The following is an 18,014-nucleotide window of genomic DNA, read 5'->3' as shown; positions in this document are numbered from 1 at the left end:
TATGGAAACTAAAAAATGGGAGCAAGTTAAAGCGGCAGAGCAGCATCAGCCTGTAACATGGCTTGCATGTTTTCTGCTGTCATTGGTTTGGCGTAATAATAGCCTTGCCCGTAAAGGCAGCCCATTTCGATTAACCTTTCTGATTGTGATTTATTTTCTATACCTTCCGCGATGACTTCGCATTCAAAAGAATTTGCCAGCATGATCACAGAAGACACTACTGCTTGTTTTCTAATATCTTGTTCAATGCCATCAATAAACGATCGGTCAATTTTTATATGGTTTACATTGAGATTGCTGATGTAAGACAAAGAGCTCATGCCTGTGCCAAAATCGTCTATAGCTAATTTAATTCCGGCTTCTTTAAAGTTATTTAGACTTTGAGATATGTATTCTATGTTGACGCTGGTTGCAGATTCGATTAACTCTATCTCCAGTTTATTGGCTTCAATTTTATGATTTTTAAGGAGCCTAAGAGTGAAGTCTAATAAACTTGGGTCGAGTAAATTGTAAGGCGATAGGTTAAGTGCGATGGGTGTAAACAGCCCTTGCTGGTGCCAAAGGTCAAGCTGTTCAATTGCGTTTGCAATAACGTAGCGGCCAAATTCTTGAACACGACCACTTTGCTCTATCAACTCAATAAAATGGGCTGGGGGTAGAAGCCCATCTGTTGGATGATACCAACGAGCTAATGCTTCAACACCAATAATATGACCATCTTTAAGTGACACTTTAGGTTGATAATGAAGCTTAATTTGCCTTTCAGATAATGCATCATCTAAATCGGCGCGAAGTTTTAAGCGCTGGCGACCGCACTGTATGTTTCTTTCACTAAACATACTCCAGCCACTGCGATTTTGTTTCGCTTCATACATGGCCGTATCAGCATAAAGTATCAACGACTCTGGGTCTGTGGCCTGGCTTGGATAATGTGAAAGGCCAATGCTGGCACCTGTACTAATCGCGAGTTTATTGATCATTACCGGCTCATTACAGGTAATGATTAGTCTCTGTACAAGATTTTTAGCTTGTTCAATATCTACTTCTGGTGCCCAAATGATAAATTTGTCACCACCAAAGCGAACAAGTGTTTGAGTAGCATCTAATACTTGATTCAGTTTTTTAGCCACTTTTATTAAAAGAGTATCGCCTGCTGCATGCCCAAATGTGTCGTTTACTTCTTTGAATTTGTCTAAATCGATGACAAAAAGACAACCTTGTTTAGGGTGATGGCTATAAAATTCTTCGTATTTTTTATACGTTGGATCCGAGTGATCGATAATGATGGGGTGCATCATGTTAGCCAGAAACAGGCGGTTGGGTAATCCTGTTAATGAATCATGAGTCGCCAGATGAGCTAGTGAATCGTTTTTATCCTGAACGCGTTTATTCATCCATGATGATAGAGTCAGTGCGAACCAAGTTGCTAACCAGAAGACGATAATTGAGGTAATGATGAGGCGTTTCATCACAAATGTGAGTGTATTATCAATATATTCTGATGTCTTGATAATGATGACTTGGTATTTATCCCCTCTTACCACCTGCCAAAGAAATTGCTTTCCACTCATTGTTTCTTGGCCATTTGGCATATCAACGGTAGATAAAGACGTGCTTGTCAACAACATGAGTTTAGATAATAAGAGATCAATCTCAATAGGGTTCATTTTATGATCAATAGACCATTCTAGATTTGGTCCAGTGATTTTTATATAAAGCTCTGATTCCTCTAAATGACCATTAAAGTAGACCAACTTAATAAGTTCTGCGAGGTGTTCTTCAGGAGCTTTCTTGTTAGTAATGAGAAGTTCACCATGGATCAACATGGCTTGCCTATGTAGTGAGTCTAGCGCTGTTTTTAGACCCAGATCAGCCGCAAGGCGATAAGATACGACCGTATAAATAGAGGCGACAGATAACGCAACAGTAAGACATATCAGTATCAGCTTTAAGCGGAAGGATTTGTCTCTTTGTAACTCTAACAGTGCTGTCATAAAAACCTTGAGTAGGTGGAAGGCTTCTTATTTTTTAACTTTATAGGTACTAATCCCTGCGACATGATAAACGGGGCACCATCCTGACAATAGGGATATTAAGTTGAGTGCACCGAATACGCCTATTAATACTTCTAATACAGGCTCTTCTAAATAGTCGCCGTTGAAAAGAGCAAAACCAGTAAATACAATTCCTACAACGCCTCGAATTATTCTATCCGCAGGATGTAAATTTCTTTTCATTTAGGACTGCCTTTTAAATTTATTAATATCACGAGTACTGCAAAATAATCGGCTTTATGCGGATAAGAAACAATATCAAGACTGTAAGGAATTGCATCACATTTGTAATTGGAGTGTGTTGACAGGGCTTCCTGACTACAAAATAAGGCGCGTTTTGATGAAGTTTAAAAAAGCTTCAATACGAGATGCTAGAGCTGTGTGTTTGTAGTAGACCGCATTAACTTGCTCTCTGGGATTGTGTGTTTGTATGGATTCGATTAGTAGGCTGATCAAGCGTCCTGCTTTGATATCTTCACTCACCATAAAGTTAGAGAGTAAGGCAATGCCATTACCTGCTAAACACAATTGACGAACGGTTTCGCCGCTACTTGCTTTGATGTCAATTGACAGTTGAATAGGTGGTATTGTTGGCAGTTTGTTTAAATTGGCAATATCGGAAAAGCCGATAATATCGTGCAGTGCTAGCTCCTCGACTGTCTTTGGTATGCCGTTTATTGCCAGATAATCTGGCGAAGCAACCAAATGAAGTATGCTTCTTCCAAGCAAGGTGGCATGTAATCCTGAATCACTTAATCCTCCAATACGAATAGCAAGATCGGTGCGTTTTTCAATTAAGTCAATAATGCTGTCGTTCGATACTAGCTCAAGTTCAATATCTGGATAAGCCGCTCTAAAGGGTTTAATAAGAGGAACGAGTTGATGAAGTACAAAAGGACTAGCTGCATCGATGCGTAATCGCCCAGAAGGTCTGGTTTTTTGGGCAGTAAGCGCAAACTCCGCACCAGCAATCTGTTCCATTGCACTGCGAATCGCCATGATAAAGCGTTCGCCTTCCTGTGTTAGGCTGACTTTTCGTGTCGTGCGGGTAAACAAACTGCATGCGTGTTCTTGCTCTAAGCGAGTTATGGCACGAGATACTTTCGCCACTTGAATGTCTAATGCATTGGCTGCTGCAGAGAAGCCGCCATGATCGGCAACCGCAAGCAATATTTCTAAGTCTTCTGTTTTTGATCGAATGCCGTTCATTGCTTATTCCATCACATTATTATTGCTGTTATTGATAAAGTAATTTGTTACTTATGCTGTTTTTGTAAATATTAGCAAGCTTCATACTCCACTCCAACAAAACTTGAAATGTCTCTTTTAAAGGTAGCTTTCTTTAATGGAATGTTTCTTCAATATAGGAGTGCATGATTATGCCACTTGCTCTTTGGGCGCTGACTCTCAGTGCCTTTGCAATAGGAACCACAGAGTTTGTTATCGTAGGTTTGATACCGACGATAGCGAATGATTTATCCGTCAGTTTACCCAGTGCAGGCTTGCTCGTCAGTTTGTATGCGTTAGGTGTTGCGGTTGGCGCACCAGTGCTAACGGCTTTGACGGGCAAGCTCAATCGTAAATGGCTGCTCATTGGCTTAATGAGTTTGTTCATTCTTGGCAACATGCTGGCTTGGGCGGCACCGGGTTATAACTCGCTCATTGTTGCTCGTATCTTAACCGGATTGGCTCACGGAGTATTTTTTTCGATCGGTTCGACGATAGCGACACGTTTGGTGTCGAAAGAAAAAGAGGCCAGCGCGATTGCGCTGATGTTTACTGGTTTGACCGTTGCTCTTGTTACTGGTGTTCCGTTAGGAACTTGGATTGGACAGCATTTCGGCTGGCGTGCGACTTTCTTGGTGGTCTCAGCATTGGGATTAATCGCCATGATTGGCAGCGCTATTCTAGTGCCAAATAATCTTAAACAATCCCCTAGCGCCAGTTTGGTAAAACAAATGTCTGTATTGGTTAAGCCACGTTTGCTTTTGGTGTATGCCATGACAGCAGTGGGTTACGGCGGAACGTTCGTGGCCTTTACTTTTCTCGCCTCTATTCTTGAATCTGTGAGCGGTTTCCCATCTTCCGCCATTGGTTTGATCATGCTGGTGTACGGTGTATCGGTAGCGATTGGTAATATTTGGGGCGGAAAAATGGCTGACCGAATTGGTCCGATTAGTGCTTTGTCTTATATTTTCTTGGCTTTGGCTGCGGTGCTTGTTCTCTTTTACTTCACCGCGCCCTATCCATGGCTGGCCTTGATAACCGTATTGCTTTGGGGCGCTTTCGCTTTTGGTAATGTACCAGGCTTGCAGGTTTATGTAGTGCAAATTGCGGAACGAGAAACGCCCCACGCAGTAGACGTTGCCTCGGGTTTAAACATCGCTGCGTTCAATGTAGGCATTGCGTTAGGAGCGCTTATAGGCGGACACATTGTTGATCAATATCGCTTAATAGATACGGCTTGGGTTGGTGCGGTCATTGTTTTGGTGGCGCTGGTTCTGACACGCTTTAGCGGCTACTTAGATAAGAAAGACCGCTTTACGGTTCAATTAAATAACCTTTAACAGGAAAAATATTATGAAAAATACCAACTTTACGCTGGGAATGGGCACTTTTCGACTTCAAGATAAAGTCGCTTATGACTCTGTGAAAATGGCGTTAGAAGAAGGCTATCGCCATATTGACACTGCTCAAATCTACGGGAATGAAGCCGAAGTAGGGCAAGCCATTGCAGATAGCGGTATCCCAAGAGACGAATTGTTCATTACGACAAAAGTTTGGTTCGAAGCTTTTAGCGAGGACAAATTCATCGATAGTGTGAAAAAAAGCCTTACTAAGTTGAAAACCGATTATGTGGATTTACTTTTGATTCACTGGCCGTCGCCGCAAGATGAAGTCGATATGGTGTTGTATCTAAACGAATTGAAAAAGTCGAAAGATATGGGGTTAGCACTCGAAATCGGTATTTCTAACTTCACCATAGCGCAAACTCAACAAGCGCTAGACATTCTGGGTGAAGACGAGCTATTCACGAACCAGATCGAAGTGCATCCATATTTGCAAAACGACAAGCTAGTGAATTTTTGCCAAACTAATAAGGTTGCAGTGACAGGTTATATGCCGTTTGCCTATGGCAAAGTATTGGCTGATGAAACGCTAAAAGCTATTGCTGAAAAACACCAAATAAGTACTGCGCAACTAGTTATTCAATGGCTGGCTCAGCGCGATATTGTCACTATTCCGTCGTCTACTAAACGTAAGAACCTTGCTTCAAACTTTGAGAAAGTAAGTATTACTCTAAGCGATGCAGACATGGATCGAATTGCCGAATTGGATTGTAATGATCGACAGGCCAACCCAGATTTTGCCCCTGAATGGGATGCATTTAGTTAGTTTTAAAGAATATTAGCGTTTAAAAAGCTGGCTTGTTGAGGGATTTGATTCGACGAGTTGGCTTTTTCGTTTTGAGAAAAATACAAGAATAAAATAGCTGCGAAAAATACAAAATATGTAAGCAGAGGTTTTTCTTTGTTGTAGATAAGTAGATTTCATTTAGCACGGGAATCATCTAAGGTAAACTTTAGCTTAAAGTTTGCTGGAAAGGTCCATTTTTAATGTTTGTAAGGTTCCTGCGTCCAAACAATCTCTCCCAAAAAATGATGCGTGTGATTTTTTCCATTTATTTGGTTGTTACCCTTCTAATCACAAGTTTGCAGTTTTTGAGTGAATATCTGAAAACGCAGGATGCTATTGTCAGTGAATTACAGCAATTGGATGCAACCGTTCGAGGTCCTATTTCGACTAGCTTGTGGCAGTACAACCACAATCAGTTAGATTCGCTCACCTCGGGGCTTATTCAAATGCCAATTATTGAAGGTGTGGATGTTTTCGATCAAAATTCGCAAAGTATAATATCGAAAAGATTTTACGATCCTACCTCTGTTCCATTGTCTATTTTTGATTCGACATCAGAATTAAGCTGGTCTCTAAATGGCGAAAGCATACCTCTTGGTACGCTGGTACTTTATTCATCCTCAGGTGTGGTGCTAGAACGAGTTTGGTTCGGCTTTGCTTTGATTGCTATTACCGCATTCATCAAGTTAACTGTCTTATTCTGGCTGTTTATTTGGGCCTTTGACCGCTATTTAGCAACTCCTTTAAGGCAGCTAATGTCGCAGGTGAATGAGGTGCAATTAAGCCCAAGCATTAGTAAGCGAATTAATTTATCGAACACTGAAAATAATGAACTTAGTCAGCTTCAAGAACATATGAATAATATGCTCAGTGCCATGTCGACAGATCGAGAGCGACTGCTTGAAGGCGAGCAAGCCCGGCGAGATTGGTTAGAAGATGCTGTGGCAAAGCGCACCGAAGACCTACAAATTCTCAATGAAAAACTCAAACACCTCGCAACAAGAGATTCTTTGACTGACGTCTTAAATCGAGGAAGCTTTTTTGAAACAGCACAACAGTTGCTGGTTCTTTCCCAGCGTCAAAAATCGACAGCGTCTTTTATCCTGATGGATTTAGATTTTTTTAAGCGTATCAATGATACTTATGGTCATTTTATCGGGGACAAAGTACTGATCCACTTTACCCAAACACTTCAGGGCTTTTTAAGAAAGTCAGACCTTCTTGGCAGAGTGGGCGGCGAAGAGTTCGCCATATTTCTTCCTGATACCGGATTAGATGCTGCTTGCCAGCTTGCTGATAAAATACGTCAAACTATAAGTGATGCCGCGTTAGAAGTGGAAGGTAAGACGGTCACTTATACTGTAAGCCTTGGTGTTGAGTCATCTGGTCCCGAAGATCAATTAATTGATGAACTGTTTAAGCGTGTCGATTTGAAGTTGTACGGAGCGAAAGGTAAGGGGAGAGATCGCGTTGAGAGATAACAAGTTAAGAATTCTATCTTTTCTTATGTTTTTTTGGGGGGCGTGCGTTTCAAGTATTAGCTACGCGACGACATTAAAAGTGTGTTACGACCAATGGCCGCCGATGACCATGTTCCCAACAAAAGACGAGCCTGAGCGCGGTGTCGTCATCGATATGGTGGAACAAATCTATTCTTCAGAAGGTTTCACCCTCGAATACTTTGAAGTGCCGCTAGCAAGGGGATTAGACATGGTAGCTGAAGGGCTTTGTGACATGCTGCCAGAATATCTCTATTCGAAGAATTCAGACAATGTCTTTGTCTATGCCAGTGAGGCAACATTTTCATACGCTACCGCTTTTGTTGTCAGAAAAAGTGACTCTTGGCGCTATCAAGGCATTCAATCCTTAAACGGTAAACGTATCGCCACGGGGCCGGGGTGGGATTACAGCTCGATGAGTGCTGGCTATCAACATTATATTGATGATCCTGCGAACTCGAATTTTGTTGAAGTAATCGCGGGTTATGATGACGTAGTTGATCGTATCTTCCATATGATTAAAGAGGATCGCGTCGACTTATACGCCGATAACGACCTTGTTCTTCAATATGTTTTAAACCAATTAGATTTAAATGATGACCTTAGAATTGTGCGTCCCGGTTTAGAAAAAAAATTAGTTGAAATGCCCATCTTTTCAAAAAAAATCCCCACCGACAAAAGGCAAGAATTGATCAATATTTGGAATGAAGGACGCTTGGCGATGAAAGGCAAAAAAGAGCAGGCTCTTCTTAACAAGTATGAGGTATCATTAGAAAAGTAATGTAAGACAGTCCTTTTTTCTTTTTGAATGGATAGAAAATAATCGATAGATTCACTATCAAATCAACTCATTGAAGAGTTGACCCACCTAGAATTGACTCGTCCGGTGATCAGCCTGAGCCGCTATTTGTATCAGCTAAGAGATCATCATGCACGGATATTGAAATGCAAAGTAATACAACCGAACACCAGCTTGAACCGATTGATGCTGTTATCACTTGGGTCGATGGAAGTGCTGTGAAACACCGCCAGAAACGACAAAGATATATGGCAATGGAGTCTCTACCACTGCATGAGAATGCGTCGAACCCTCATAGATGGATGTGTAACGATGAAATCTTATACTGCATTCAATCGATCGAAAACCATGCGCCGTGGATAGGTAAAATCTGGATTGTTGTTGATGAAGAAGGCCCTGATTTATCAAGCCTCTCAGAAAGCATTAGAGCCAAGGTGCATCTTGCCTATCATGCAGAAATCTTTAACGGATTCACGCAGGTGTTGCCCACATTCAACTCTTTGGCGATTGAGAGCATGCTGTGGCGCATTGACGGGCTGAGCGAGCGCTTCATGTACTTTAATGATGATGTGTTCTTGACCGCGCCTCTAAATCCGACCGACATTTTTGACGGGCTTACTCCTATTTTGCGAGGCAAATGGGTTGACTACAGCGGTCTACTTATCAGTACCGAAATACGGAATGACCCTGCGAAATTTCACTATTTCATGCAAATAAATGCAGCCCAAATTATTGGTTTTCCTGCTACAGAACTGTTTTCTGCTGCTCATGTTGTGCATCCTTTTCGACGTTCAAAGATGGCCGAATTGTTTGCCCGGTATCCCGATAAGTTTCTCAATAACATTAAATATAGATTTCGGAATTTGGATCAATTTTTCCCGCAGGGACTGCACAATCACGCTTGTATAAGGGATAAAGAGGCCAAGGTTAGCACGACAGATGACCATCTTCATATCTCAAGCGGACATGGAAAAGGGCAACCTCCTGCCGACACCCTAGCGCTGTTGACCAGAGCGACAGAGCCTGAAATCAAGTTTCTATGTGTTAACGATCTTCCTCAACTGGTAGAGATCATTCCTAATGCTGAAGAATGGATTGCTCAGGCTATTGGCGGTTTTCCAGCACTGGCTAAAAATACAACAATTGAGAGATTGTGCCTGCAATCAGAGGAGGCAGCGACAAATTTGGCAGAAGCATGATGTCGCTATCGAACAATGTAACAGCGGAATGAGTGGCTAGTTTACAAAAAATAAGTGTGGCTAATGGTTTAGGTACACTTAAATTAACCAAACAGACAGGCTATTAGATCTTTTAGATTTTGGAAGCTAAAGAGATGGGCCCACTACCAGATAAACTCATTGGATAGTTGGCCCATTTAGAATTGACTAATTCGATGGTGAACCTGAACCACCGTTACCTTTGCCGCCATTACTTCCTACACCGTTACGATTACTTCCCATACCACCACCATTCATTCCCATATCACTAGACCAAGAAGGCAAAGTGACGCCTTGTTCACGAGCACGAATTAGCATTTGGTCGTGGTGCAAGTCACGGAATTTCTCGCGTTCTTGTTCTGTTTTTAATGCAAAATATTGCTGATGATATTGTAACCGCTCTTGCTGGGTCATGAGTTGAGAACCATAAACCATCTCCATGTCTTCACGTTGGATTTGATCCTTGTCTTGAGTTTTGTCCTGATCAGCGGCAAAAATCGGATTGCTGGCCATCATAATGGATGCTCCAGCAATAATAGATAGTAAAGCGAATTGCTTAAACATACGGATCTCCTTAAATAGGTAAAAAACCGTGTCGCCTAAGCCTTGCCAGCGATACGACCTAAGACTCAACCTCGCGGACACTCCGCGGATCAATTCTTAGTTCCATCATAGAAGCTTATTCCGATTAAGATTGTGCGCTACATCACATTAGATGAAATGAATATAACTCTTATTGTGTTATGTCTTTTTAGTTGGCTATTTATTAAAGCCTGTTTGCTATCTGTAGGTTAGCCTTAAACTTAGGGTCGAATTCTCATAGCTTCTTGGTTACTCTTGATCAAACTCTAATAAGACAGATTAAGGTATTTCATGCCAGAGCAACTAAACGACCAAACTCTCGATAAACAGTTCGCCTTTTTACGTGAGATAGACCAACTAAAATCTGTTATCCGTAAATCGCCATTGATTGATAAATCACGAAGAGAGAACTCTGCCGAACATTCGTGGCATTTGGCCATGTATGCCTTAATTCTAAAAGACAGTTCCGACAAGGAAATTAATATTGAGCGCGTGATCAAAATGCTCTTGATCCATGACATTGTTGAAATCGACGCGGGTGATCACCCGATACATGAAACGGTAGATAACAAAACTCAAGAAGAGGCAGAGCAAAAGGCTGCGGATCGTCTCTTTGGTTTATTACCAACGTCGCAAGGTGAAGAACTCAAAGCCCTTTGGTACGAATTTGAAGCCGCTGAAACAAATGACGCCGTATTTGCGAAATCTCTAGACCGACTACAACCATTGATTCACAACGTGGCTACCAACGGCGGTTCATGGATCGAAGGTAATGTCAGCCATGAACAAGTTAAGCAGCGTTATGGGTCAGTGATTAGCGCGGGCTCAAAAAGAATCTGGAATCTAGTGCAAAAATTGGTTGGCCAGTATTTTCATAGATAGAGTCCGCTGTCTTGAATTAGCCTAATAGTAGAAAAACAAAAAGCCGAAAATCATATTTTCGGCTTTTTGTTTTCTGATACTAATCGATAGGAAGATCAGTATTGAGAGTCTTTTAATACTCGTTCGCCATAGATACCATTTTTTGGAATCGGCGTGTAGCTAGAGTTTGCCGCGCGCATCACACGAATTCCCTCTGCGCCCGCGTCACGGGCAGAAATAATGTCACCATCCGCATCGCCGTAATAAATTTTGATGTCATTGTTTTTAATATACTTAGTTTTCGTGTATTCAGTACGGCTTGATCCTGCAAAAATAACATCGTGCATATCTTTGATATCAAAAGTCTTTTTCAAATACTCAGTAGTGAAATTACAATCAGAACTGGTACGACCTGTGATGAAATAAATGCTATCACCACGTTCTTGGTGCATCGCAATCAACTCTTTGGCAATATTCTTCGGCATGCTGAATGCGTCCCAGCCACAGTTTGCTTTATCCCAAAAGTCTTGATTCGTTAGGTAAGAATAACCGTTTGGCGAGAATTCTTGTTGGCCACGATAAAAAACCGGCGTGCTAAACAAGGTCGTATCATCGATATCAAAACCAACCGCAAAAGGCGCCTTGCCTTGCAGCTCTTTCTGGATATCTGCAACAGAAATCATCTTCACATCCGTTGGCATGCCCGCAGTGGTCATATCAATGGTGGAATAGCCTTTATGAGTGCCAGGTGTTTTTGGGTCTGCGTTAGCAGATAGACTGGCGACACAAGCCAGCACAATAGTCATGGTTCGTAAGGTATGGTTCATAGTGTTCCTTATAGGTTTCATTAGTAGTGATTTTCTCATTCTATCGCTAAAAAATACGGCTTGCTATCATCTTGGTTTGATTTGAATGAAGGGCAGAGTAAGCGTATTTACTTTTTATAAAGGACGGCAGTGGCAGTAAATATTGACAAAGTTCACTTGTAAGTTAACCTCGGGTCATTGAAATTTATAATAAAAATTATTTACAGAGGAAACCCTTATGAGTGATCTTCAAAAATACATAGCGAAAAGAAAAGAGAGCGACGCCAATTTTGCCGATAACTATGATGAGGGTTATCAGGTCTTTAAGTTCGGTGTGTTACTGAAAGAAGCGCGTATTAATGCAGGTCTGACTCAGCTTGATCTTGCGGATAAATTACACACCCAAAAGAGCGCGATATCACGAATTGAAAATCACTCTGAAGACGTGAAATTGTCGACGTTAGAGAAGTTCGCTTCCGCATTGGGGAAGAAGTTAGAAATCCGCTTAGTTTAAATTTTGCTAAAAACACAAAAGCCAACTCAATGAGTTGGCTTTTGTGTTTCTGGAAGATGTAAATCCTAGCTGTTCTTCTTCAATCCCAAGTAGTTCTCTATCCCTTTGATCTTATCTTCTGCGTGGTGGTTAACGTAGAGAACGGTGGTTTCTTTGCCTTGGCATATTTTCTCGATCAGCGCGAGGACGAGCTGGCGGTTCATGTCGTCTAGGCCGAGGCAAGGTTCATCTAGGATCAAGAGTGGCGGATGTTTCACCATGGCGCGGGCGATGAGCAGTAAACGTTGGTCGCCGTAGGAGAGCTTGTTAAATGGCTGGTCGCCGCGGTCTGCCATGCCGAGTAGTGCAAGCCATTGGTCGGCGATTTTCTTCTGGTTATCGGTGGATTTGGTGTACATGCCGATACTGTCGTAGAAGCCAGAAATGATCACGTTTTTGCAGCTGGTGCTGACGCGATATTCCCATTGCAGCGACGTTGAAACATAGCCAATAAATTGTTTGATCTGCCAGATGCTTTCGCCGTTGCCTCGTTGGAATCCGAAGACGAAAATATCGTTGGTGTAGCATTGTGGATGATCGCCAGTGATCAAAGACAATACGCAGGTTTTGCCGCTGCCGTTGGGGCCACTGAGTTGCCAATGTTGTCCGCGTTCAATGATCCAATCCAGTTTATCGACAATGACAGTATCGCCGTATTTGATGGTGGCTTGGTTCAGTTTCACCAGTGGCTGGCTCGGGTCGAGTGCGGGCAGTTTATTGACCGGATCTGCCTCTGGGATGTCTAGATCCGTGGTTTTCAAATGCAGTAATTGGTACAGCTCGTTGAAAGCGTTTTCTTCTTTTTTATCTACTGTCAGTTCCACTCGTCCCTTATCAACATAAGCCACATGAGTAATAAAATCCGGCATTTCATCAAATCGATTTAGCACCACGATCATCGGCGTTGTTTCGACAATGGAAGCGAGATGCGCTTGCAGCATGGCAAGAGTGTCGACGTCTAAGCCATCGAAGGGTTCGTCTAAGATAAGCAAGTCTGGCTTGTTAGACAAAGCGCGTATCAGCATCACCTTACGAGTTTCGCCTGTGGAAAGTTTACGAAATGCGCGATCAAGTAGTTTGCTTAGGCCGAACTTTTCTACTAAAGAGTGAGCCAGTTCTGGATCTTGGCAGTTGTCGAAGATCATTTCATGTACAGGCGTGCCGAGGGAAATCACGTCCATAATGTCGGCATCGTCTTTTTTCAGCTCTTTGGCAATCAGCTCCGCTTGGGCCTCAAAAGATACCAATCCCACATTTTTTGGCAGACCGGTGATTGTGCCATTTTCAATTTCCCCCACGCCTGCCAGCACAGCCGCCAAGGCCGATTTGCCCGCACCGTTTGTGCCAGTAATGACCCAATGCTGGTTTGGCTCAATGGTCCAGTCGATCTCGCTTAGGGTAAAGCGATCATCAAAGTTCACTGTTACTTTGTTGAGGAGGATATTGTCTAAGCGGATGCTGTCCATGGTATTTCCTAATGTGTTGTTGATATCAAGAAGCGACAAAAAAGCCGAGTACTCAATGAGTCACTCGGCTTTTTTTAACGTTTAAACTCTAGTTGAAATTAAACGATCTTCTTCATGTCAGCCATGTGACCGCGCAATACTGAGCCAACTGCTTCTACTGGATGTGAACGAAGCGCTGTGTTTACTTCGATTAAGCGCTTGTTATCAACGCCAGTATCTTCTAGAGAAAGACCTTTACCGATAACGTCGGTTTTGATGTCTTTCATGAAGTCAGCCAATAGTGGAACACAAGCGTGATTGTATAGGTAGCAACCGTATTCCGCTGTATCAGAGATTGTCGCGTTCATTTCGTACAATTTCTTACGAGCGATTGTGTTCGCGATTAGTGGCGTTTCGTGTAGAGACTCGTAGTAAGCAGATTCAGCAATGATGCCAGCTGCTGTCATAGTTTCGAAAGCAAGCTCAACGCCAGCTTTAACCATAGCAACCATCAAGATACCGTTGTCGAAGAATTCTTGCTCAGAAATTTCTACATCGCCAGCAGGTGTTTTTTCGAAGTTAGTTTCAGCCGTGTCTGCACGCCATTGAAGAAGATTTTTATCATCGTTCGCCCAGTCTTCCATCATAGTTTGAGAGAAGTGACCACTGATGATGTCGTCTTGGTGCTTGTTGTACAAAGGACGCATGATCACTTTTAGTTCTTCAGAAAGATCGAATGCTTTGATCTTAGCTGGGTTAGAAAGACGATCTAGCATGTTGGTCACGCCGCCGTATTTCAATGCTTCAGTGATAGTTTCCCAACCGAATTGGATCAAGCGAGATGCGTAGCCAGCGTCGATGCCTTCTTCAACCATTTTGTCGAAGCAAAGGATAGAGCCAGTTTGCAACATACCACAAAGGATAGTTTGCTCACCCATAAGGTCAGATTTAACTTCAGCGATGAAAGAAGACATCAAAACGCCTGCTTTGTGACCGCCGGTACCTACCGCGTACGCTTTTGCTAGCGCAAGACCTTCACCTTTAGGATCGTTGTCTTCGTGAACTGCGATCAGTGTTGGAACACCGAAACCACGAACGTATTCAGCACGAACTTCAGAACCTGGGCACTTAGGAGCAACCATGATTACTGTTAAGTCTTCGCGGATTTTCATGCCTTCTTCTACGATGTTGAAACCGTGAGAGTAAGATAGGCAAGCGTCTTTCTTCATAAGAGGCATAACAGCAGTAACAACTGGAGTGTGTTGCTTATCTGGTGTTAGGTTCAAAACTACATCGGCAGTTGGGATCAAATCTTCGTAAGTGCCAACAACAAAACCGTTTTCAGTCGCGTTTTTCCAAGACTGACGTTTTTGTGCAATCGCTTCAGGACGCAAAGCGTAAGAAACGTCTAGACCAGAATCACGTAGGTTCAAGCCTTGGTTAAGACCTTGTGCACCACAACCGATAACAACCATTTTTTTGCCTTTAAGCGCTTCTACGCCATCTGCAAATTCAGAGCTGTCCATGAAGCGACATTTTGCTAATTGAGCTAGTTGCTCGCGTAGCGGCAAAGTATTGAAGTAGTTAGCCATGTTATACACATCCTATAGATTTGATTAATGTATCAACGATAAAAACACGCTGATATTAAAAATGGATTACACAGTCGCCAAGCCATGCTTTTTATGACGTCCTGCGAGTAGAGCTAATCTAACGTAGTAGAACCTTTTCGTAAATTGATATATTCGCAATATAGTGTCCCATTTTTTGCAAACATGTTTTATGATGAACGGACAGTAATCGTGCGAAGGTTTCATGATGAATATTAAGACGCTTAAACAGTTCCTCGCCTTGGCGGAAACATTGAACTTCGGACGCGCCAGTGACGAATGCCATATCAGTATTTCTGCCATGTCGCGTAACATTCGGCACTTAGAGGATGAGCTAGGTGTAGCGCTGTTCAACCGCGACAATCGCACCGTGGCATTGACCCAAGAAGGGCAGAAATTTCTCAAGTATGCGCGTGATACCAGCCGACAATGGAACTTAATTCGTCATGAACTGACGGATAATTCCGACCAGCTTAGCGGTGAAATCAGCCTTTATGGCTCAGTAACAGCGAGTTACAGTTTTTTGTATGAGTTGCTGCGGCGTTTTCGTATTGCCTATCCTGCTATTGAAATCAAACTGCGCACGGGTGATCCAGAACACGCTATAGCCCATGTTCTCGATGGTAAAGAAGACATTAGTCTTGCTGCACGTCCAACTAACTTGCCTCGTGGATTAGCCTTTAAACCTATCGCTATCTCGCCTTTGTTGTTTATTGCTCCCCTTGAGCAGCAAGTGCCGAATGTGCCAACAAACACGCCAACTACGCCGGAAGAGTGGGCGAATATTCCAATGATTCTTTCAGAAAGTGGCGTGTCTCGAACGCGTGTCGATGAATGGTTTCGCCAGCACGACATCGCGCCACGGATTTATGCGCAAGTCACCGGTAACGAGGCGATCGTGAGTATGGTGAGTTTGGGTTTTGGTATCGGCGTGGTGCCAAAAATTGTATTGGATAACAGCCCATTGGTAGACCGAATTAAGGTGCTAGATGTACAACCTGAATTGGAGCCATATGATATTGGTTTGTTTGCTCTGAAGAAAAGCTTGAAGAACCCGCTGGTAGAAGCGTTTTGGAATTTGATGGAAGAAGGGGGATGAATGATATTTTAAACACATTCCCCTCGTTGATATTCTGACTTGCTCAGGTATATACTTTTATCTCCAATTCACCAACATAATAAAGGAGGCCACCCATGCAAGTAATTGCATATCAATGTGAATTAGATTTCGCATTTCATCTTGGTGATCTACGCACAGCGCAAATTTGTTGTTAACGCACAGATTTCGCTGATATTACTTTTCTGAACTGATACAAAACGTCTGAATATTGTCAGTGCTCATCTGTGCATATCTTTTTGATATTTTGCGCATAGGTGACTTATGTCTTTAATTTCTGTTATTGAATTATCTTATCAAGCGGGTAGTAAGCACCTGTTTGAGTCCTTGTCTTTTTCTATTGAATCTGGCGATCGTATTGGCCTTGTCGGCCACAATGGTTGCGGCAAATCCACTCTATTAAAACTCCTTCTTGGCGAACTCACATTAGATAGCGGTCAGTTACATCGACAACGTGGTCTTAAAATTGGTTTGGTCGAGCAATTTCTATCCCCAGAGTTAGAAGCGATTTCCGCCCATCAAGTGGTGCTGGATACTATTCCCCTAGAGGAACAAGTCATTCGAGGTTATCAAGTCGATACCCTACTGCAACAGCTTGGTTTTGACGAAGCCACTTTGCAACGACCATTAAATACCCTCAGTGGTGGCCAGAAAAACCTCGTATTATTCGCTCGAGCGGTCATTCTAGAACCTGAATTATTGTTGCTAGATGAACCGGGCAACCATATGGACGGTAAAGCCATGTATTTCTTAAAACGTTACTTGAGCTTACCGGCTGTGCCCTCGTTTCTGATGATTTCCCATGATCGTGATCTATTGGACTCGGTGACGCAACGGACCTTATGGTTACGCGATGAGCGTTGTTACGCCTTTAATCTTCCCTATTCACAAGCCAAAGTGGCGCTGGCGGATTTAGACGACGCTGCTCGAAAAACACGGGAAGCGGAAGAGAAAGAAATCGACAAGTTAAAAGTCGGTGCCAAACGACTGGCAACATGGGGCAAGGTTTACGATAACGAAGATTTAGCGCGCAAGGCCAAGTCGATGGAAAAACGCATTGATAAACTGGAAGTCAATAAAACCTTTGTGACTCGTGGTTCGGGCTTGTCGTTAAAAGTCGACAGTGAGTTTTTAAAAACCAAGCAAGTCTTTATTTTTGAAAACGAAACCATTACTAGCCCTGACGGACGGCCGCTATTTAGCATTGCTGATTTGAACTTTCGGCCAGGAGATCGCATTGCGTTACTGGGTGTGAATGGCAGTGGTAAATCCAGCTGTATTGAACATTTAATGGCCGTGTATCAACAAGAGATTGGTGAGCAGAACGCGACTCGATTCAATCCTAATGTGCGCATTGGCTATTTTGACCAAGAACTAGAGCAGTTTAATGTTGAGCTAGGGATAGCCGATTGGATTCGACAAAACTGCACCGCCAGCCAAGAAGAGATTCGTCGAGTCTTGATTCAATGGGGCTTTCCTTATCTTGATCATGGTCGGCGCGTCAATGTGCTCAGCGGTGGCGAACGAGCGCGTATTTTGTTGCTAACGTTTCTGCTAGATCAACCGAACTTGCTGATCATGGATGAACCGACCAACCACATTGATTTGCAAGGCAAAGAAGAGTTGGAGTCCGATCTGACGCAAGAGGGCGTGTCTTTGTTGTTTACTTCCCATGACCAATGCTTTATCCAAAATATCGCCACGCGGTTTTGGTGGATTCACGATGGCCAGCTGGTGGAGCTGCACGACAGTGATGTGTATTTCGCCTCGCAGGGTGGTGAACTAGGCAGCGAATCCAGAAGCGGGCAGCAAGAAGCAGCTCAATCCAATACGTCTCAAGGTGAGTCGATAAAGATAGAAGCCATGATGGATGATGAGCGAATACTAGAACGCATTTGTGAGCTGGAGCAATTGCTGGCAGATGATTTAGCTCGTAAAGCCAAGCGTCAAAAGCCTGCTAAGCAAAAGTTATGGCAAGACGAGCTGGATGAATTGAATCAGCAGTTTGAAAGATTTCTTAATCGTTAGTGAGCAAAAGCTTGAAGAACCCGCTG

At 42.9% G+C, this 18,014-nt stretch carries 16 protein-coding genes; 9 read left to right on the top strand and 7 right to left on the bottom strand.

Features of this window, described 5'->3' with window-relative positions; translation table 11 throughout:
• Window positions 1-26: 26 nt before the first annotated feature.
• The 3 genes from BUA59_RS12900 to BUA59_RS12890 form a co-directional block, all read right to left on the bottom strand.
• The gene (locus tag BUA59_RS12900; RefSeq protein WP_072840112.1) at window positions 27-1,994 is read right to left on the bottom strand and encodes a putative bifunctional diguanylate cyclase/phosphodiesterase; all 1,968 of its coding nucleotides are present in this window, start codon (window positions 1,992-1,994) and stop codon (window positions 27-29) included.
• A gap of 27 nt (window positions 1,995-2,021) precedes the next feature.
• Entirely contained in the window at window positions 2,022-2,237 is a 216-nt protein-coding gene (locus BUA59_RS12895; protein WP_072840111.1) for a YgaP family membrane protein, read from the bottom strand.
• 135 nt (window positions 2,238-2,372) lie between these two features.
• Window positions 2,373-3,263: a LysR family transcriptional regulator gene (locus tag BUA59_RS12890; protein ID WP_072840110.1), complete on the bottom strand. Its 891-nt coding sequence runs from the start codon at window positions 3,261-3,263 to the stop codon at window positions 2,373-2,375.
• A 170-nt stretch (window positions 3,264-3,433) separates the two neighbouring features.
• Between BUA59_RS12890 and BUA59_RS12885 the strand changes: the two genes are divergently transcribed.
• From BUA59_RS12885 to BUA59_RS12865, 5 genes are all read left to right on the top strand, one after another.
• On the top strand, window positions 3,434-4,621 hold the full coding sequence (locus BUA59_RS12885) for an MFS transporter (protein WP_072840109.1): 1,188 nt from the start codon (window positions 3,434-3,436) through the stop codon (window positions 4,619-4,621).
• 13 nt (window positions 4,622-4,634) lie between these two features.
• Complete coding sequence (gene dkgB / locus BUA59_RS12880) at window positions 4,635-5,450, top strand: 2,5-didehydrogluconate reductase DkgB (RefSeq protein WP_072840108.1); 816 nt, start codon at window positions 4,635-4,637, stop codon at window positions 5,448-5,450.
• Between the two features lie 326 nt (window positions 5,451-5,776).
• Entirely contained in the window at window positions 5,777-6,952 is a 1,176-nt protein-coding gene (locus BUA59_RS12875; RefSeq protein ID WP_245813149.1) for a sensor domain-containing diguanylate cyclase, read from the top strand.
• Window positions 6,942-7,751 carry a substrate-binding periplasmic protein gene (locus tag BUA59_RS12870; protein WP_245813148.1) on the top strand — a complete coding sequence of 270 codons (810 nt, stop codon included), beginning with the start codon at window positions 6,942-6,944 and terminating at the stop codon, window positions 7,749-7,751. The genes BUA59_RS12875 and BUA59_RS12870 overlap by 11 nt, the downstream gene beginning before the upstream one ends.
• Window positions 7,752-7,915: 164 nt before the next feature.
• Window positions 7,916-8,968 carry a Stealth CR1 domain-containing protein gene (locus tag BUA59_RS12865; protein ID WP_072840106.1) on the top strand — a complete coding sequence of 351 codons (1,053 nt, stop codon included), beginning with the start codon at window positions 7,916-7,918 and terminating at the stop codon, window positions 8,966-8,968.
• 186 nt (window positions 8,969-9,154) lie between these two features.
• Here the strand turns inward: BUA59_RS12865 and BUA59_RS12860 are convergent, their stop codons facing one another.
• A complete protein-coding gene (locus BUA59_RS12860; protein ID WP_072840105.1) occupies window positions 9,155-9,550 on the bottom strand; it encodes a hypothetical protein in 396 nt (131 codons plus the stop codon).
• 309 nt (window positions 9,551-9,859) lie between these two features.
• On the opposite strand from BUA59_RS12860, the gene BUA59_RS12855 reads away from it, so the two are divergent.
• Entirely contained in the window at window positions 9,860-10,450 is a 591-nt protein-coding gene (locus BUA59_RS12855; RefSeq protein ID WP_072840104.1) for an HD domain-containing protein, read from the top strand.
• Between the two features lie 95 nt (window positions 10,451-10,545).
• Here BUA59_RS12855 and aphA read toward each other — a convergent pair whose 3' ends face one another.
• Window positions 10,546-11,256, bottom strand: coding sequence for an acid phosphatase AphA (aphA, locus tag BUA59_RS12850; protein ID WP_072840103.1), 711 nt, complete (start codon window positions 11,254-11,256; stop codon window positions 10,546-10,548).
• 217 nt (window positions 11,257-11,473) lie between these two features.
• Here aphA and BUA59_RS12845 point away from each other — a divergent pair, with 217 nt between their 5' ends.
• Window positions 11,474-11,749, top strand: a complete 276-nt coding sequence (locus BUA59_RS12845) for a helix-turn-helix domain-containing protein (RefSeq protein WP_072840102.1) — start codon at window positions 11,474-11,476, stop codon at window positions 11,747-11,749.
• A gap of 65 nt (window positions 11,750-11,814) precedes the next feature.
• Here BUA59_RS12845 and modF read toward each other — a convergent pair whose 3' ends face one another.
• Both modF and ilvC read right to left on the bottom strand, forming a co-directional pair.
• Entirely contained in the window at window positions 11,815-13,254 is a 1,440-nt protein-coding gene (gene modF, locus BUA59_RS12840; RefSeq protein ID WP_072840101.1) for a molybdate ABC transporter ATP-binding protein ModF, read from the bottom strand.
• 98 nt (window positions 13,255-13,352) lie between these two features.
• Window positions 13,353-14,825, bottom strand: a complete 1,473-nt coding sequence (gene ilvC / locus BUA59_RS12835) for a ketol-acid reductoisomerase (RefSeq protein ID WP_072840100.1) — start codon at window positions 14,823-14,825, stop codon at window positions 13,353-13,355.
• 226 nt (window positions 14,826-15,051) lie between these two features.
• On the opposite strand from ilvC, the gene ilvY reads away from it, so the two are divergent.
• Together ilvY and BUA59_RS12825 are read left to right on the top strand one after the other, a co-directional pair.
• Entirely contained in the window at window positions 15,052-15,942 is an 891-nt protein-coding gene (gene ilvY, locus BUA59_RS12830) for an HTH-type transcriptional activator IlvY (RefSeq protein ID WP_072840099.1), read from the top strand.
• A 282-nt stretch (window positions 15,943-16,224) separates the two neighbouring features.
• Window positions 16,225-17,988 (top strand): ATP-binding cassette domain-containing protein, encoded by a 1,764-nt coding sequence (locus tag BUA59_RS12825; RefSeq protein WP_072840098.1) that lies wholly within the window; start codon window positions 16,225-16,227, stop codon window positions 17,986-17,988.
• Window positions 17,989-18,014 lie beyond the last annotated feature (26 nt).

It is taken from the genome of Marinomonas polaris DSM 16579 (assembly GCF_900129155.1).
Lineage (GTDB): Bacteria > Pseudomonadota > Gammaproteobacteria > Pseudomonadales > Marinomonadaceae > Marinomonas > Marinomonas polaris.
Note: the sequence above shows the minus strand (reverse complement) of the source record. Positions and strands in the feature narration are given on the sequence as shown.

Bases quoted from the DNA above. Each gene is read 5' to 3' on its own strand.
- BUA59_RS12900 (WP_072840112.1), bottom strand. From the start codon at position 1,994: ATGACAGCACTGTTAGAGTTACAAAGAGACAAATCCTTCCGCTTAAAG.
- BUA59_RS12895 (WP_072840111.1), bottom strand. From the start codon at position 2,237: ATGAAAAGAAATTTACATCCTGCGGATAGAATAATTCGAGGCGTTGTA.
- BUA59_RS12890 (WP_072840110.1), bottom strand. From the start codon at position 3,263: ATGAACGGCATTCGATCAAAAACAGAAGACTTAGAAATATTGCTTGCG.
- BUA59_RS12885 (WP_072840109.1), top strand. From the start codon at position 3,434: ATGCCACTTGCTCTTTGGGCGCTGACTCTCAGTGCCTTTGCAATAGGA.
- dkgB (WP_072840108.1), top strand. From the start codon at position 4,635: ATGAAAAATACCAACTTTACGCTGGGAATGGGCACTTTTCGACTTCAA.
- BUA59_RS12865 (WP_072840106.1), top strand. From the start codon at position 7,916: ATGCAAAGTAATACAACCGAACACCAGCTTGAACCGATTGATGCTGTT.
- BUA59_RS12860 (WP_072840105.1), bottom strand. From the start codon at position 9,550: ATGTTTAAGCAATTCGCTTTACTATCTATTATTGCTGGAGCATCCATT.
- BUA59_RS12855 (WP_072840104.1), top strand. From the start codon at position 9,860: ATGCCAGAGCAACTAAACGACCAAACTCTCGATAAACAGTTCGCCTTT.
- aphA (WP_072840103.1), bottom strand. From the start codon at position 11,256: ATGAACCATACCTTACGAACCATGACTATTGTGCTGGCTTGTGTCGCC.
- BUA59_RS12845 (WP_072840102.1), top strand. From the start codon at position 11,474: ATGAGTGATCTTCAAAAATACATAGCGAAAAGAAAAGAGAGCGACGCC.
- modF (WP_072840101.1), bottom strand. From the start codon at position 13,254: ATGGACAGCATCCGCTTAGACAATATCCTCCTCAACAAAGTAACAGTG.
- ilvC (WP_072840100.1), bottom strand. From the start codon at position 14,825: ATGGCTAACTACTTCAATACTTTGCCGCTACGCGAGCAACTAGCTCAA.
- ilvY (WP_072840099.1), top strand. From the start codon at position 15,052: ATGAATATTAAGACGCTTAAACAGTTCCTCGCCTTGGCGGAAACATTG.
- BUA59_RS12825 (WP_072840098.1), top strand. From the start codon at position 16,225: ATGTCTTTAATTTCTGTTATTGAATTATCTTATCAAGCGGGTAGTAAG.